A 17114-nucleotide genomic window follows, 5' to 3' on the forward strand; every position below is an offset into this window, starting at 1 on the left:
TAGACAGCGGGGGTGAACGACCTCCCGCTGACCGGCCGGGTCGCCCTGGTGACGGGGGTGAGCAGGCGCGCGGGCATCGGCTACGCCGCCGCCGCCCGCCTCGCCGCCGCGGGCGCCACCCTGTTCCTGCACCACCACGCCCCGCACGACACAACCCAACCCTGGGGCGCCGACCCCTCCGGCCCAGAAGCCATCGCCGCCGAACTGGGCGCTGGGCACCTGGGCCTTGACCTGGTCGACCTCGGCGCGCCTGAACGGCTGATCGCTTCCGTGCCGGGTCATGTCGACATCCTTGTCTGCAACCACGCTCGTAGCGGTGGTGATGGTCCGTTGGGTGAGCTGGACGCGGCGATGCTTGACGCGCACTGGGCGGTGAACACCCGCTCGACTTTGCTGTTGGTGCAGGCATTTGCTGCCCAACACGATGGTCGGGCTGGTGGGCGGGTGGTGCTGATGACGTCGGGGCAGGACCTCGGGCCGATGACGGGGGAGATCGCTTACGCCGCCAGCAAGGCTGCGCTGTCTGGGATTACGCGGACGTTGGCTGATGCCTTGGCTGATCGGGGGATCACGGTGAACGCGGTGAACCCTGGGCCGGTTGATACGGGGTGGGCGTCCGCGGAACTGTTGGAGCGTGTTCGGCCCGCGTTCCCGGCGGGGCGGTGGGGACGGCCGGATGATGCGGCGCGGCTGATCGGGTGGCTGGTTTCTGGTGATGCTGAGTGGGTTACCGGGCAGGTGATCAATTCGGAGGGCGGGTTTCGGCGGTGAGGGGGGTGGGTGTGCGTTGGGTTGGGGGAGGTTGTCCACAAGGGGTTGAGTTGTCCACAGGGGCGAACTTCAGCCTCTCTGGCCCTGGCGTTCCCTGGGTAGGCTGTGTATTCGGGGGTCTTTGGTTCGGGTTGATCTTGGCGGCCGCGGCTGGGTAGGCGTTGAGCTGGGGGAAGTCCGGGTCTCGGGCCTCCGTTGCGCTGCGGGAAACGCCTCGGCTGCGCCATCGGACTGACGCGAGTTTCGAGCAGAGCTCGATGCGGCGAACTTGTTTTGCGTGGGGCCCCTACGACACCCGCGGCAGGACCGCAAAGCAGAGGCCAAAAAGCATGGCCCTGTCCGCTGAACGACGCTACGGGTACCGCTCCCCCACACAAAACAAGTCCACCCCATCGAGCCGGCCTGGCACCAGCGACTTCGTGGAGCGCGGGAGGCCAACGTTGTCAGCGGGCGGTCTTGGGCCAACTTTGTCGGCGGGCGCTTGTAGTCAACGTTCTGGGGTCTTGCCAGTCGTGGCGGGTGGGTTGGGACTGGGCGCGGGGGCTTGGTGGAGCGGGGGAGGGCTGGGCGGCGGCGCGAGGGGAAGGGGGCGCCGCCGCCGAGGGGGTTAGGGGGTGGGGGGTTTGGTGACCAGGTAGGGGCCGATGGCCAGGTAGTCGATTTCGGTTTTTTGGTAGGTGGTGATGGCGTCGGCGGGGGTGCAGATGATGGGTTCTTGGTCGTTGAAGGAGGTGTTGAGGACCATGGGGACGCCGGTTCGGGTGCGGAATTCGGTGATGATGCGGTGGAAGGTGGGGTTGGTGGACTGGTGGACGGCCTGGATGCGGCAGGTGTTGTCGACGTGCAGGACGGCGCCCATGTCGGGGTGTTTGGCGGGGTTGGCCGGGTAGGCCATGAGCATGTAGTCGGCCGCTGTGGTGGGTTTGGCGACGGTGAACCAGTCCGCGACGTGTTCGGCCAGGACGCTGGGGGCCAGGGGGCGGAAGTACTCGCGGTGCTTGACCTTGTGGTTCAGGGTTTCCCGCATGGCGCGGGCGCGGGGGTCGCCGATGATGCTGCGGTTGCCGAGGGCGCGGGGGCCCAGTTCCATCGCGCCCTGGAAGAGGCCGATGACGTTGCCCTCGACCAGCAGGTCGGCGACGGCGGCGGCGAAGTCCGGCGGTGAGGTGACCACCAGCGACGGGTGCTTCGCCAGTTCCGCCGCGATCTCCGCGTCGCTGAAGGACGGGCCCCAGTACGCGTGCGGCATCTCGGGCGACCGGGACTGCCCCAGCACGTGGTTCCACACGTGCAGCGCCGCGCCCACGGACAGCCCGCCGTCGTGGGCCGCTGGTTGGACGTAGAGTTCGGCGAAGTCCGAGTGCTCGAACGCGATCTGGTTCGCCACGCAGTTCAGCGCCACGCCGCCCGCCAGGCACAGGCGGGTCGAGCCGGTGGTGCGCTGGAGGTGGTTGGCCATGTGCAGCACCAACTCGTTCGTCTTCTCCTGCAGTGCCGCCGCGACGTCCTGGTGGACCTGTTCCAGCTCACCGGTGCGCGGCTCCACCCCCAGCGCCGCGACCAGGCCGGAGGTGTCGGCGGACGGCGGGTAGTACAGGATGTCCGCGAACCGCAGCACATCCGTGGCCATGTCGAAGCCGCCGTCGGGGGTGGTCCAGGCCAGCTGGTCGAACGCGGCGGCGAAGCGCTTGGGGTCGCCGTAGGCCGCGAGGCCCATGACCTTCGCCGCGTCGTACACGCCGAATCCCAAGTAGATGGACACCAGCTCCCACAGGTACCCGATGGACGCCGGGTAGCGCACGCTCTGCACGCACTCCAGCTTCGTGCCCTCCGCGCGGTAGAACCGCGTCGAGAACGCGTCGTCGCCGAGCGCGTCGATCACCAGGACCGCCGCGTCGTCGAACGTGGACGCGAAGTAGGCCGACGCGGCGTGCGCGGTGTGGTGGGCGACCCAGTGGAACTCGCCGGTGAAGCCGAGTTCGGTGAACCGGCGCGGGATGTCGGGCAGCTTGCCCAGGAACAACTCCTGCTTCTCCCGGTTGTTCCACGGCGACGGCCGCCCCTGCCGCAGGACGTCGGCGATGATCTCCGGGTCCGCCGCCACGGTCACGTGGTCGACCTCGGCCAGGGTGATGCCCGCCTCGGCGAGGCAGAACTCGATGGCGGCGCTCGGCAGCTCGTCCGGGTTGTCCGCGCGCGCCTCCTTGCCGTGCTTGACCCGGTTGAACCGCTCCTCCTCGGCGGCGGCGAGCACCACGCCGTCGCGCAGCAGGCAGGCCGAGGACTCGTGGTAGACGGAGTTGATCCCGAGGATGTACATGGCGACCCCTTCCGGTCAGGCCAGCGGCTGGTAGTCGGCGTTCGGGAAGTAGTCCTCGCCCGCCCCGGTGCGCCGCACGTCCCAGGTGGCGCAGTGCAGCGACCCGCCGTACTCGAACACGTTGCGGAAGGGGATGGGGAACACCTCGAAGTCCAGCGCGTACAGCAGCTCCTGCAGCGGCTTCTCCTGCTGCTCGCAGATGACCTTGTTCGGCCCGATGCTGAGCACGTTCATCGACAGCCACTTCGACGACTGGCAGAACTCGGGCATCTCGTTGTTGCCGGTGGTCGGCTCCGGCGCCGCCACCAACTCCCAGTCGTTGCTCTCGAACAGCTTCTCCTCACCCTCGCGCAGCGGCCGGTCCGGGTTGGTGAGCACCAGACCCGGGCGCAGCGGCACGAAAGTGCAGTCGATGTGCGAGGGGAAGAAGTCCAAGGGGAAGTGCACTGGGCGGATCCGGAACCCCTTGGGCTCCAGGTGCCGCTTGAGCCAGGTGATGCCCGCGCGGTTGGTGGTCATCGACTCCTGCACCACGATGTCGCGCCCGAACCGGCTCATGTCGGCCGCGTCGAACACCACCTCGTCCTGGGTGACGCAGAACTCGAAGGAGTGCATCCGCTCGTGCCGCTCGGCCAGCGGCCAGTCCCAGAACCCGTCGCGGTACATCTTGTCGGCCATCGACGGCTTCGGCGCGGTCGTCCAGACCACCCGGGGGTCGGCGTTCCAGTACTCGTACACCAGCTCCCGGTACGGCTGGTACTCGAAGTACCGCGACCGCCGCGACATCGGCGCCTCGATGATCTCGTTGCCGATGGTGATCATCACGTCCCGCGGGCACACCGCGCAGTACTGGTTGGCCGCCTCGAAGTCGGGCGTGCGCACCGGCTGGGAGAAGTCGTGCGGCGCGGGCCTGCGCACCCGGACGCCCTCGGACTCCAGCAGCGACACCAGACCGGCGAGCTCCTCGTTGGCCCGGTCGACGGCCTCGGCCGACTTCGGCCCGCTCGGGAACGGCGTCCCCGGCGGCGCGTTGCGGATCTGCGGCCGGTTGCCCGGCTCGGTCGGCTCGAAGTTGGCCCCGTCGGCCGACCCGACGACGATCTCCTCCAGCGGGTCCCACTCGTTCCACGAGTTGACGACCTCGGACACTTGCTGCATGCGGCGCCTGCCTTCAGTGTGCGGAAACGGACTTCTCGAACGGGTCGAACGGGACGGGTGTCAAGTGGACTGTGTCGGCAACGCCGCCGAGTCGGCAACGGTGCCGGGCCAGGAAACGGGTGGTTGTCGAGTGGACGCTGCCAGGTCGGGCACGATGCCGGGCGGGGGCGGGCGGCGGGAAGGAGTGTTTCAGTCGTATGCCTTGGAGAACAGGCCCACCACGTAGGGGCCGAACTCGCACGGCTCGTAGCGCGGCGGGTTGTCGGCGTCGACGCACTGCGGCAGCGGCTCGACCACCGCGTCGAAGCGCGGTTCGAAGAAGAACGGGATGGAGTACCGGTCGCTGGTGCCCGGGATCTGCACCCGGTGCCAGGTCGCCTGGTAGCGGTCGTTGGTCCAGCGCTGCATCATCAGCCCGATGTTGACCAGGAACGTGCCGGGGATGTGCGGCGCGGCGATCCACTCGCCCTCGGCGTTGCGCACCTCGAGCCCGCCGACCCCGTCCTGGTGCAGCACCGCCAGGAACCCGTAGTCGACGTGCGCGCCGAAACCGAGTTCGGTCTGGTCGATGCTGACGCCCTCCGGCGCGTGCGGGTGCGCTTCCCTGGTGAACGGCGGGTAGTGCACCATCCGCAGGTCGCTGAGCTCGGCGCCCTCGAACTGGGCGAAGAAGTGCTCGTCGAGCCCGAGGCTCAGCGCCATCCCGGCGGCGATCCGCGCGCTCAGCGCCCACAGCTGGTCCCAGGACCGCATCATCACGGTGCGGAACTCGGGCAGGGCGGCTGGCCACTGCTCGGGGTCGTCGAGCGGGTGACCGGCGCGCGGGGCGCGGACGGTGGCGGCGCTGGCCGCGTCCCTACCCCACTTCGGTTGCAGGTCAAGGCATTCGTGCCAGTCGGTCTTGCCAGCGGTGACCTCGCCGCCGAGCGGGACGAAGCCGCGGAACTGGTCGGTGGTGCCGCCGAGCCGGATGGCCATCTTGTCCGCGAGCGGCAACGCGAAGAACGCGCGGGCGGCGGCGAACATCTCGGTGCTGTCGGCCGGGTCGATGCCGTGGTTGGCGACGTAGAAGAACCCGATGTCGCGGCACGCGGCCCCGATCTCGGCGACCACCCGCGCCAGCGCGCCGGGGTCCGGGTCGGCGGCCACCAGCGCACCGATGTCGATCACCGGGACCTCGGTGAACGCGGTGTGGTTGTCCACGGCCGGACTGCTGGTCGTCATCGGGTCGCTCCTGGGGTGGGCAGCTGGTCCAGGGGTCGGTCCTGGTCCGCCAGCGCGGTCAACAACGTCAGGTAGTGCTCGCACCACCGGCGCGCGGTGGCCTCGTCGAACGACCCGGCCCGGTAGTCGCAGTCGAACCGGATACCGCCGTCGGTCTCGATGCCGTCGACCCGGAAGTCGACCAGGGCGTACCGCGCGGGCACCGGCTCGAAGCGGCCGGTCAACCCGGCGAACTCCGGCACCGGTACGGACCGGTCCAGGTTGAACACCGTGCGCAGCGGTGCCGGGTACTCGCCGCCGGGGTGCACGCGGGCGAACGGCAGGTCTTGGTTCTCGAACGCGGCCAGCACGGACTCCCTGGTCCGCCGCAGGTGCTCGCCGACGGTCAGGCCGGGGGTGAGGGTGCTGCGGATGGGCAGGAAGTGGGCGCAGTAGCCGACGACCGAGCCGCTGCCGGGGAACCCGCGACCGGCCTGCGGCACCCCGACGACGATGTCGTCCTGGCCGGTGACCTGGTGGGTGAGCAACGTGTACCCGGCGAGCAACGCCATGAACAACGTTGCTTTCGCCGCCTTCCCGGCGTCCTTCAGCGCGGCCACCCGCGCCGATCCCAGCTCCAGGGTGACCCGCTCACCTCGCCGCGAGGTCGACGGCGTTTCCGTCGGGAACACGGTGTCGGGGAAGCCGTCGGCGAACCTGTCCGCCCAGTAACGCTCTTGCGACACCAGGTCACGGGGGTGCTCGACGAAGTCCCGGTACTGGAGTGGTTCGGGCAGGTCGGCCGGCTTGCCGTCCCGGGCGGCCGAGTACGCGGCGGCCAGCTCCTCCAGGACGACCGCCATCGACCAGCCGTCGGAGATCACGTGGTGGGTCAGCAGCGCCAAGTGCTGGGTTCCTGCGTCGACGCGCAGCACCGCGACCCGCAGCAACGGGCCGTTGACCAGGTCGAACGGCTCCGCCAGCGCCCGGTCCCACCACTCCCGCCCGCCCTGCTCGACCGGCACGTCGACCGACGGCAGCACGACCGCCCCGTCGCGGAACACCGTCCGCAACGCCTCGTGCCGTGACGTCACCACCCGGACCGCCTCGCGCAGGGCCCCGAGGTCCAGGTCCCCGGTCAGCAGCACGTCTTCCGCGACTGTCCACGATGGACCGCCTGCGGGGAGCGCCAGCACGGCTCCCTGCTCGTCACCGATCGGCGCGGCCACCGGGGTCGACGACGGCAGGAACCCGCCCACGCGCATCGCCGCAACGGTGTCCTTCACCGCCGTGATCACCGCAACGATGTCCTCGTCGGTGTGCGCGGTCGACAGGAAGCAGGTGCGGCCCTCCCACAGGTAGACGCCGCGGTTGAGCAGGTGGAAGTGGAAGACCTCGATCTCCAGCGGCTGGTAGGCGTAGCTGGCGTTGCCCTTCCACGCGAACCGGAACACCGAGGCGAAGCGCAGCACCCGGATCGGCACCGACTCGGCCTGGAAGAACCCGTTGAGCGTGTCGGCCAGGTGCGCGGCTCGCTCGGTCAGCCGCCGTTGCAGGTCGGGGCCGTGCTCGCGCAGGTGCAGCAGCATGGCGCGGGTGGAGGCCATGGCGTACGGGTGCATCTCGAAGGTGCTGCCGATGTAGGTCTTCTGGCTGTCGGGGTCCGGCCCCGGCCCGTCGACCCAGTCACCGCCGTCGACCTGGTCGAGGAACTCGGCCCGGCCCGCAACGATGCTCACCGGCAGACCGCCGCCGACAACCTTGCCGTACGTGGCGATGTCGGCCCGGACCCCGAAGTGCGCCTGCGCGCCGCCGGGGTGCACCCGGAACCCGGTGATCACCTCGTCGAAGATCAGCGGGATTCCCAACCGGGTGGTCAGCGCGCGCAGGTCGCGCAGGAACACCTCGGGCTGCAGCGTCGGGTTGCGGCTCTGCACCGGCTCGACCAGCACGCCCGCCAACTCGTCGGCGTGCGCCTCGATGGCCTGCAGCGCGGACGCGGCGCCGTAGGTGAGCACCAGCGCGTCCGCGGCCGCCCCAGGTGCGATGCCGGGTGCCATCGGGACGGATCGCTCCGGGTCGCCGAGGACGTCCGGCAGGGCGAGGACCCGGTCGTCCTGGCCGTGGTACGAGCCGGAGAACATGGCGAACCGGGTCTTGCCGGTCTTGGCCTGCGCGATCCGCAGCGCCCCGCGCACCGCGTCGCTGCCGGTGACGGCGAAGAACATCCGCTCCATGCCGGTCAGCTCGCGCACCAGCTCCGCGACCTCGTCGGCCAGGTCCGTGATGGGGCCAAGCTGCAACCCCCGGTCGAGCCGCTCGCGCACCGCCGCCGTCACGAAGTCCGGGTCGTGCCCGCAGAGCAGCACCCCCACACCCATTGCGATGTCCACGTACTCGTTGCCGTCGATGTCGTGGAACCGAGCACCGTTGCCCCGGTCGGCGATGATCGGGTACGACACCGACCTGGTCTCCGGCCGCACGGACCGCATCCGGGTGTCGGCCCGGATCGCCCGGTGGTCGGTGGCCCTGGCCAGCGACCCGGCGGTGCGCTTCTTGTGCGTCGCCAGCAGGTCGGCGAGGTGGTCGCGCTGCTGGTCGGTCAGCTCGCGGACCGGGGCAGGGGCGGGCTTCGGCGCGCGGGCCGGGGGTGCCTGGGGCTGGGGGCGGGCCCCGGAGAGGATGTCGAGCTGCCGGGACATGATCTCCAGCTGAGTGGCGAACAGCTTGCCCACGGCGTCCTGGTCACCGGCGTCGACCGGGGCCGGGGCCGGGGCCTGCGGGAGAACGGGCGCGGCCGGGGTCGCGATCGGGGTCTGGCCGGGCAGCGGATGCCCCGCGGGCACCACGGCGTCCAGATGGGTGGCGACCGCCTCCACCGTGTCGAGCTCGTCGAACAGGTGCCCGACGGTCAACACCACCCCGTACAGGTCGATGATGTCCTGGATCAGCTTGGCGATCAGCAGCGAGTCGGCGCCCAGGTCGACGAACGTGGTGCGCGGCGGCAGGTCGGCCAGCTCCAGGCCCGCCGCCAGCCGGTCGCGCAGGTCGTCCAGGATCGCCTGCCGCCGGTCGCTCGACTGGGGCGCGGTGCTCACCCGTGGTCCTCCCTGGGGCTTCGACTCGGTGAACCAGTGCCGTTCGCGCTGGAACGGGGAGGTGGGGACCGGGATCCGGCGACGCGGGTAGGGCCGGTCGAACTCGGCCCAGTCGATGTCGACCCCGGCGGCGTGCAGGTCGGCGACGCTCTGCAGCACCTGCTTCCAGTCGTCGCGCCCCTCCCACAGCGACGACAGCCAGCGCACCGGCGGCCCCTGCCAGCTCTGCCTGCCCAGCAGCTGCAGCACCGGCTGCGGGCCGATCTCCAGCACCACCTGGCAGCTCTCGCCCGCCAGGGTCGTCATCCCGTCGGCGAAGAGCACCGGCTCACGGGTGTGCCTGCGCCAGTGCTCGGCGTCGATCGACGACACGATCCCGCCGGTCACGTTGGAGATCATCCGCACGACGGGTTCCCGGTACGCGGCCTTCTCCGCTGCGGCAACCAAATCGGGCAGCACCGGCTCGACAAGGGGAGAGTGCGGGGCGTGCGGGATCTTCAGCGGGCGACCGTCCAACCCGGACGCCTTCGCCGCGGCCACTGCTTCAGCCACCGCGTCGGACTCGCCCGCGATCAGTGTCTCACGTGGACCATTGACGCCCGCCACGCTGACCCTGCCAGCAAATGGTGCGAGGACGGGTTCGACCTCTTCACGCGAAGCCAACACCGCTGCCGTGGCGCCACCGCCGGTCGCGTCCTCGATCAGGCGAGCCCGGCGGGTGAGCAGAGCCAGAGCGTCCTCGACGTCCAGGAACCCGGCGGCGCAGGCGGCGGCGAACTCGCCGGTGCTGTGCCCCATCACGACGTGCGGCCGTACGCCCCAGGACTCCCACAGCTGGGTGAGGGCGTACTCCAGCGCGAAGATCGCGGGCTGGGCGTAGGCGGTGCGGTCGATGAGGCCGGTGGTGTCGGAATAGAGCACCTCCAGCAGCGGCACGTCGTGCGCGCGGAGGATCTCGTCGCAGCGGATCAACGCGTCGCGGAAACCGGGGTGGGTGTCGAACAGGGCCTTGCCCATGCCCGTGTACTGCGAGCCCTGGCCGGTGAACAGGAAAGCCACGCGGGGCGTCTCATCGACCTGCCCGCTGGCGCTGGGCCTGCCTTCGGTGAACCGGGTCAGCGCCTTGGCGGCTTCCTCACCGGTCGACGCGGTGATCGCCAGCCGGTGCGCGAAGGTGGTGCGGCCGGTCGCGGCGGTGTGGAAGTGATCGCCGATGGTGGTGGAGTCGGCCAGTGCGGCCGCGTGACGTGCCGCCAGCTCCCGCAGGGCCTCCGGGGACCTGGCGGACAACGGGAGGACGTGTCGCGGGCGATCCGTCGCGTCTGATGTGGACACAGGTGGGGCGGCGGTGAGGACGACGTGGGCGTTGGTGCCGCTGAACCCGAACGAGCTGACGCCTGCCGCCGTCGTGCCTGCGGGCCAAGGTGTCACCTCAGTCGGGACCGACACCGGCGCCGATTCCCAGGGGATGTGCGAGCTGGGCTGGTGGAAGTTGCGGTTCGGCGGGATCTCGCCGTGGCCGAGGGTGAGCACCGCCTTGATCAGCCCAGCCGCGCCCGCCGCCGCCTCCAAGTGGCCGATGTTGGTCTTCGCCGCACCCAGCAGCACCGGCGTGGGGCGGCCCGCGAACACCGCGCTCAACGCCCCGACCTCCACCGGGTCGCCGAGTTGCGTCCCGGTGCCGTGCGTCTCGACGTAGCCGACGGCGGCGGGCTCGATCTTGGCATCAGCGAGGGCGGCGCGGATCACCTCTTGCTGTGCGGGACCATTGGGTGCCGTGAGGCCGTTCGTGCGGCCGTCCTGGTTGACGGCGCTGCCCCGGATGACCGCGCGAATCGGGTCACCAGCGGCGATGGCGTCATCGAGCCGCTTCAGCACGACTACCCCGGCACCCTCGCCTCGGCCGTAGCCGTCGGCGGACGCGTCGAACGTCTTGCACCGGCCGTCGGCCGCCAACGCGTTGCCGTCGGCGAACGCCACGAACGCGTCCGGTGACACCATCAGGCTCACGCCGCCCGCCAGTGCGAGATCCGACTCGCCCCGCCGGAGGCTGGCGACCGCCAGGTGCACAGCGACCAACGCCGACGAACATGCTGTGTCCAAGGCCAGGTTCGGCCCACGCAGACCGAGCAGGTACGACAGCCGTCCACTGGCGACACTCAGCGCGTTGCCGGTGAGGTCGTGCATCTGGACGGGGCTCTCGGTGTTCGCGCGCATGACCGGCAGGTACTCGGCCTCGGAGATGCCGACGAACACCCCGGTCTTGCTTCCTGTCAACGACCTCGGATCGCGCCCGGAGTCCTCAATGGCCTCCCAGGCGACTTCGAGGAGCAGCCGCTGCTGTGGGTCGATGTGCCTGGCCTCGCGCGGCGAGATGCCGAAGAAGGCCGGATCGAACCCCGCGATGTCGGAAAGGAACCCGCCACGCTCGGTTCCGCCATCCCAACGACCGGCGGGCACGGTCGAGATCGCTTCGCCGCCGGAGCGCAGCAACTCCCAGTAGGCCGCCGGATCCGGTGCCCCGGGGAAGCGGCACCCCAAGCCGACAACCGCGATCGGTGAGTCGGCGGCTTCCAGTTCCTTGACGCGGCCTTGGAGGGTGCGGATGGCTGACAGCGCCCGGTGTAGCCGCTGCTCGTCAGTGGTCGTCACAGGTCCCCCTCCGAGAAGTCGAGCGAGGTGCGGGTGCTCACAGTTCTCCCTCCGGGAAGTCGCCCAGGAGGGCGTCCAGTTCGGCGCGGGGATCTGCGGTGTCCAGGCCGAGGAGGGTGGTGAGGTGGGTGTGGAGTTGGCCCACGGTCGGGTAGTCGAAGGCGATGGTGGCCGCCAAGGGCACGTCGAGGTCCCGGTGGAGGCGGTTGCGGAGTTCGACCACCATCAGGGAGTCCATGCCCAGTTCGGTGAAAGCCGAGCCCGGGTCGACGCGGTAGGCCGGGGGCAGGCCCAGGAGGCGCCTGAGATCCTGGGTCAGGTGCTCCAGGAGTGCCTGGGGATCCTGTGGGCGCGATGACCTGGGAGCAGAACCCACAGCGGAGCTGGTGGGCTCCGAGGAGATCACGAGCTGGGCTGTCGGGGCACCGAGCAGACTGACGGCGGCGTCGGTGCCCTCGCTCGGGGGGATCAGGCCGGTGCTGGGCAGGCGCTCGGTGCGTGCGGCCATGCCGATCTCGGCCCACGGGCCCCAGTTGAGGGACAGGCCGGGCTTGCCCTCGGCTCGGCGGCGGGCGGCGAGGCCGTCCAGGAAAGCGTTTGCGGCCGCGTAGTTGCCCTGGCCGCCGTCGTCGAGCAGGGCCGCGACCGAGGAGTACGCGACGAAGAAGTCCAGGTCTCCGGCGAGTTCGTGCAGGTGCCAGCCCGCGTCGACCTTCGGCGCCAGGACAGCGTGGAACCGGTCGGCGCTCTGGTGGGCGAGGATGCCGTCGTCGAGCACACCCGCCGCGTGGACGACACCCCGGAGCGGCCCGTGCTGAGCCACGATCCGTTCCACAGTAGACCGATCGCTGACGTCGCCGATGTGCACGTCCACCCGAGCGTCGATCGCGGCGATCTCCGTCTCCTGCTCTGGGCTCGGTGCGCGCCGACTGGTCAAGACCAGGTGCCCGGCCCCACGCTCAGCTAGCTCCCGTGCTGTCCGCGAACCAAGGGCGCCAAGACCGCCGGTGATCAGGTAGGTCCCGTCTTGTCGTAGCCGCACCGGCCGGTCGAAGGTGAGCACCACCTTGCCGACGTGCCGGGCCCGCTGCATGAACGTGTACGCGCCCACCGCGTCGGCCCGGGGGAACGGTGTCACCGGTAGCGGCCGGAGAGTGCCCTCGACGAACCCAGCTGCGATCTCGGCGAACAGGCCAGGTATCAGCGCAGGGTCTCGCTCGCCGTCGTCTCCGAGGTCGAACGGGAAGTACTCGATGTCGGCCCGGATCTGTTCGGGCGAGCGGATGTCGAGCTTGCCCATCTCGACGAACCGGCCACCCTCGGCAAGGACAGACAGGCCCGCGTCGATGAACTCGCCCGTCAGGCTGTTGAGCACCACGTCGACCGGCGCCAGCCCCTCGGCGAACGAAGTCGACCGCGAGTCGAGCACCTGCGTGACTCCCAGCGCCCGCACCGCGTCCCGTTTGGACTCGCTCGCGGTCGCGATCACTTCGGCGCCGAGAGCCAACGCGATCTGCACGGCCGCCTGCCCGACCCCGCCCGACGCGGCGTGGATCAGCACCCGCTCACCCGCCTTCAGCTTGGCGAGCCTGGTCAGTGCGTACTGCGCGGTGAGGAAGGCGAGCGGCACCGTGGCGCCCTCGATCAGTGAAAGGCCAGCGGGCAGGGCCGCCACGTAGGAGGCGGCCACGGTGACGTAGTCCGCGAACCCGCCTTCGGCCATGGCGATCACCTTGTCGCCGGGGGAGAAGGCAGTGACGTCTGCGCCGACAGCGACAACCGTGCCCGCGCATTCGAAGCCCAATGCCACGTCCCGCGCGCGGTCGATGCCGTATGCCTCCGCGTAGTGCTCGCACATCATGCCGAGCGACACCAGCACGTCACGGAAGTTGAGGCCGGATGCGGCGACTTCGATCTCGATCTCCCTGGACCCGGGCTCCCGGCGGGTCATGGGCTCGGCCCGCAGGTTCTCAGGCGACCCGTACGAGTCCAACACCAACCGCGTGGGTTGACCGGATACATCCACAGTGGCCTTCCGGAGGACCGGCACGTGAACGGTGCCAGCCCGAACGGCGGTGTGCGGATGGGTCGTGCCGTAGGGGATCGAGTCGAGCGAGTCGACGTCGATGGTGGTCGCCTGGAGTTCGGGGTGTTCGGCGGTGATGGTGTGGGTGAGCCCCCACAGCGCCGTGTGCGCTGGATCCGGGAGGTCGCCGGGAGCGACTGCCTGCGCGGAGCGGGTGATGACGTACAGCCGTGGCGGCACGAGTTCCTGGGTCAAACGCTGCACCAACGCCAGCAGTTCGGTCGTCAACCGGTGCGCGTGCGCGGCGGTCTCGGCTGGCGTCGAAGGCTCCGGACGGTAAACGACAGCGTCGATGCCATCCAGGGAGTCCATGGCCACACTTTTCACCACGAGCAGACGGCCGGGGTCGGACTCCTCGGACTCGACCGGCTCCCAGTGGATCTCGCGCAGCCACTCAGTCCAGGCCCGGGTCAGCGTAGGCGCTGGGCGGTCCTCGAAGCCCTCCGCCCGTACGACCGCGTTGCCGTCCACGTCGAGCAGGTCGATGTCCCACCGGTCACCGGCACGCCGCGCGTGCACCCACCGACCACGGAGGTCCGCGTCCGCGCCGACCCACAGCCGCCGCACGGCGAACGGCACCCGTGCGCCATCCTCGGTCCGCGCGGCCTCGGTGGCCTGGAACAACGCGTCCAGCAGCCCCGGGTGCACGGGCGCGACCTTCCGCGTACCCGACGGCCGGGTCACGGCAGCCAGCACCTCGTCGCCACCGGCGTACACCTCGGTCAACCAGCGGAACCTGGGACCGAGTTCGATACCACCGTCAGCGAGCCGCTGGTACAGCTCACCCGCGTCGACCTGCTCGGTCAGCCTCGCCCGAATCGCGTCCAGCGCCCCCGCCTCAGGTGCTCCGCCCTGTCCGATGGACCCGACGGCGTGCACGGGAGCGGCTGCCGCCAGGTCCTCGGGCACGCTGATCAGCTGGAAGTCATCCCCGGTCAGTTCGATTTGGACAGTCTGGGTTCCGCTGTCCGGCAGTGCCAGCGGCTCCGGGAACACCACGTCGGTGAGGACCACGTCACCAGGAGCAACAACCTCGGCCGCGCTAGCGACTATGGCCAAGTGCGCCGCGGCGGGCGAGACGACTCGACCGCCCACCCGGTGCTCGGCGAAGAAGTCCGTCGCGCCGATCTCGGACTGGAACACGGTCGACCGGTGCGCGGGCAACCGCAGCCGCACGTCCAGCAACGGCCGTACGTTGCCCTTGCTCGGGGCCTTCGGCTCCAGCCAGTGGCGGTCCCGCTGGAACGGGTAGCTGGGGATGGCCACCTTGCGGTGCCCACCATCCACAGCGGACCAGTCGACCGGCACGCCACGCAGGTGCAGCGCGGCAGCCGTGGTCAACGGTTCTGCCCAGTGGCGGTCCTGTCGCAGACTCGGCAGCCAGGTCGCCTCCGGGGCACTGATCTGCGCCGATGCCAGGAGTACCGGCTTCGGGCCAACCTCTACGAACACCCGTGCCCCAGCAGCGTGCGCGGCCTTGACCCCGTCGGCGAAGCGGACCGGCTCCAGCGCGTGCCGCACCCAGTACTCCGGGTCAGCCAGATCCTCGACGACCTCGCCCGTCAGGTCCGACACCACGCTGATCTGCGGCGAGGCGAACGTGATCCGGCGGGCAGCCTCGCGAAGCCCATCCGCGACCTGGGCCATCAGAGGTGAGTGGAACGCGTGCGACACCGGGAGGTACTTTCCCTGCACGCCCAGTTCTGCCAGGGCGGTTGCCACCTGGTCGCGGTCGCCGGAGAGCACGACCTCGCCAGGCGCGTTCACCGCCGCTACCGAGACCAGCGGGAACTTGGCGACCACGTCCGCGACCTCGGCCCGGACCGCGACCATCACCCCTGTGGGCTGCTCCTGCATCAACCTGGCCCGTTCAACGGCGAACGCCATGCCGTCCGCCACGCTGAAGACACCGGCGACGCACGCCGCCACGATGCCGCCCACGCTGTGCCCCAGCACGATGTCCGGCCGCACGCCCCACGACTGCCACATCCGGGCCAAGGCGTACTCGACGGCGAACAACACGGGCTGAGTGTTGGCGGTGCGGTCCAGGTCGCCGCCCTCGTAGAGCAGCGGGACAAGTTGGTCGTGAACCTCCGCGCACTCCAGGATCGCTTGTCGGAACGCCGGTTCGCTGTCGAACAGCTCCCGCCCCATGCCCGGGTACTGCGATCCCTGCCCGGAGAACAAGAACGCGACCTTGGGCGGCGCCTGGTGGGTCGGCACGTGGCCGGTCGGCGCGTCCGCTCGCAGTCGCTCCGCCAGCTCGGCGCTCGTGGCCCCGACAACGGCCATCCGGTGCTCGTGGTGGTCGCGGCCGGTGTTGGCGGTGAAGCAGACGTCGGCGACCGGCGGATCCGTGGCCAGGAACCCGGCCATCCGCGCCGCCGCGTCCGCGAGTGCCCCTTCGGTTCGCCCGGATAGCGTCAACACCCGGAGCCGGTCGACACCGTCCACTGTGGGTTGAGCAGGAGCCTCGGCCAAGACGATGTGGGAGTTGGTGCCGCTCATCCCGAACGAACTGACCCCGGCGACCCGGTGCTCGGTCCACGGTCGGAGCGCCGTCGGCACTTCGAACGGCAGCCGCGTCCAGTCGACGTGCGGGGAGGGGGTGGTGAAGTGCACATTCGGCGGAATCATGCCGTGCCGCAACGCCAACACGGTCTTGATCACGCCCGCGATCCCCGCGGCGCCCTCGGTGTGGCCGATGTTGCTCTTCACCGCGCCGAGGACAACAGCGTGCTCGCTCTTGCCGAACACCGTACCCAGCGCGCTGACCTCGATCGGATCACCCAGCGCCGTTCCCGTGCCGTGCGCCTCCACATAGCCGACCGCGCCCGCCTCCACCTCGGCGTTGCGCAACGCGTCCCGGATCAGCGACACCTGGGCGCCCTCGTTCGGCACGGTGAACCCGCTGGCCGGGCCGTCGTGGTTCACCGCGGAGCCGCGGATCACCGCCAGCACGGTGTCACCGTCCCGCTCGGCGTCCGAGAGTCGCTTGAGGACGATCATCCCGCAGCCCTCGCTGCGGCCGAAACCATCAGCGGAGGCGTCGAACGTCTTGCACCTGCCGTCTGGGGCGAGCGCGCGAGTCCTGGCCAGCGACAACGATGTCGTTGGCGTCAGCCGCAGGTGCACACCGCCTGCCAGCGCGTGGTCACACTCGCCGAGCCGCAACGCGCTCACCGCTTGGTGGATGGCCACCAGGGAACTCGAACACCCCGTGTCGACGGCGATGTTCGGCCCCTGGAAGCCGAACACGTGCGAGATCCGGCCGGACGCGAAGCAGAACCCGGTGCCGGTGGCGTCGTAATGCTCCAGCTCGCCCGCGTCCTCAACCAGCCGCGCGTAGTCGTTCTCCGCGATGCCCACGAACACGCCGGTGCGAGTGCGACGCAGCGACCGGGGCGGGATACCCGCGTCCTCCAAGGCCTCCCACGAGACCTCCAGCAGCAGTCGGTGCTGAGGGTCGAGCCGGGCGGCTTCCCTGGGGGAGATGCCGAAGAACAGCGGGTCGAACTTGTCGACGTCCGCGACGAACCCGCCGCTGCGGGCGTACAGGGTGCCGGGGGTTTCCGGGTCGGGGTCGTAGAGGGCGTCGGCGTCCCACCGGTCCGGCGGCACCTCGGTGATCGCGTCCACCCCGTCGCGCAGCAGGTCCCAGAACTCGGCCACCGACCCAGCGCCCGGGAACCGGCACGCCATGCCCACCACCGCGATCGGTTCGCGGGCACGGGCGAGCCTGCCCTCGAGCCGGTCGATCACGCGCACCGATTGGCGCAGCGCGGTGACCAGCTCGTCGGTCGACCCGGGTCCGGACATCCGTGGG

At 70.3% G+C, this 17114-nt stretch carries 6 protein-coding genes; 1 reads left to right on the top strand and 5 read right to left on the bottom strand.

Annotated elements, in window-relative coordinates:
- The first annotated feature begins 12 nt into the window (after positions 1-12).
- Positions 13-771, top strand: a complete 759-nt coding sequence (locus LV79_RS10445; protein WP_253834537.1) for an SDR family oxidoreductase — start codon at positions 13-15, stop codon at positions 769-771.
- A 607-nt stretch (positions 772-1378) separates the two neighbouring features.
- On the opposite strand, the gene LV79_RS10450 is transcribed toward LV79_RS10445, so the two are convergent.
- The 5 genes from LV79_RS10450 to LV79_RS10470 form a co-directional block, all read right to left on the bottom strand.
- On the bottom strand, positions 1379-3091 hold the full coding sequence (locus LV79_RS10450) for a carbamoyltransferase family protein (protein ID WP_253834539.1): 1713 nt from the start codon (positions 3089-3091) through the stop codon (positions 1379-1381).
- Between the two features lie 15 nt (positions 3092-3106).
- Positions 3107-4249, bottom strand: coding sequence for a glycine amidinotransferase (locus LV79_RS10455; protein WP_253834541.1), 1143 nt, complete (start codon positions 4247-4249; stop codon positions 3107-3109).
- A gap of 189 nt (positions 4250-4438) precedes the next feature.
- The gene (locus tag LV79_RS10460; RefSeq protein WP_253834543.1) at positions 4439-5473 is read right to left on the bottom strand and encodes an isopenicillin N synthase family dioxygenase; all 1035 of its coding nucleotides are present in this window, start codon (positions 5471-5473) and stop codon (positions 4439-4441) included.
- Positions 5470-11202 carry a type I polyketide synthase gene (locus LV79_RS10465; RefSeq protein WP_285469353.1) on the bottom strand — a complete coding sequence of 1911 codons (5733 nt, stop codon included), beginning with the start codon at positions 11200-11202 and terminating at the stop codon, positions 5470-5472. Before LV79_RS10465 ends, LV79_RS10460 begins: the two co-directional genes overlap by 4 nt.
- Positions 11203-11239: 37 nt before the next feature.
- Positions 11240-17107 carry a type I polyketide synthase gene (locus LV79_RS10470; RefSeq protein ID WP_253834545.1) on the bottom strand — a complete coding sequence of 1956 codons (5868 nt, stop codon included), beginning with the start codon at positions 17105-17107 and terminating at the stop codon, positions 11240-11242.
- Between the last annotated feature and the right edge of the window lie 7 nt (positions 17108-17114).

Origin of the sequence: Actinokineospora globicatena (assembly GCF_024171945.1) — a bacterium.
Taxonomy (GTDB): domain Bacteria; phylum Actinomycetota; class Actinomycetes; order Mycobacteriales; family Pseudonocardiaceae; genus Actinokineospora; species Actinokineospora globicatena.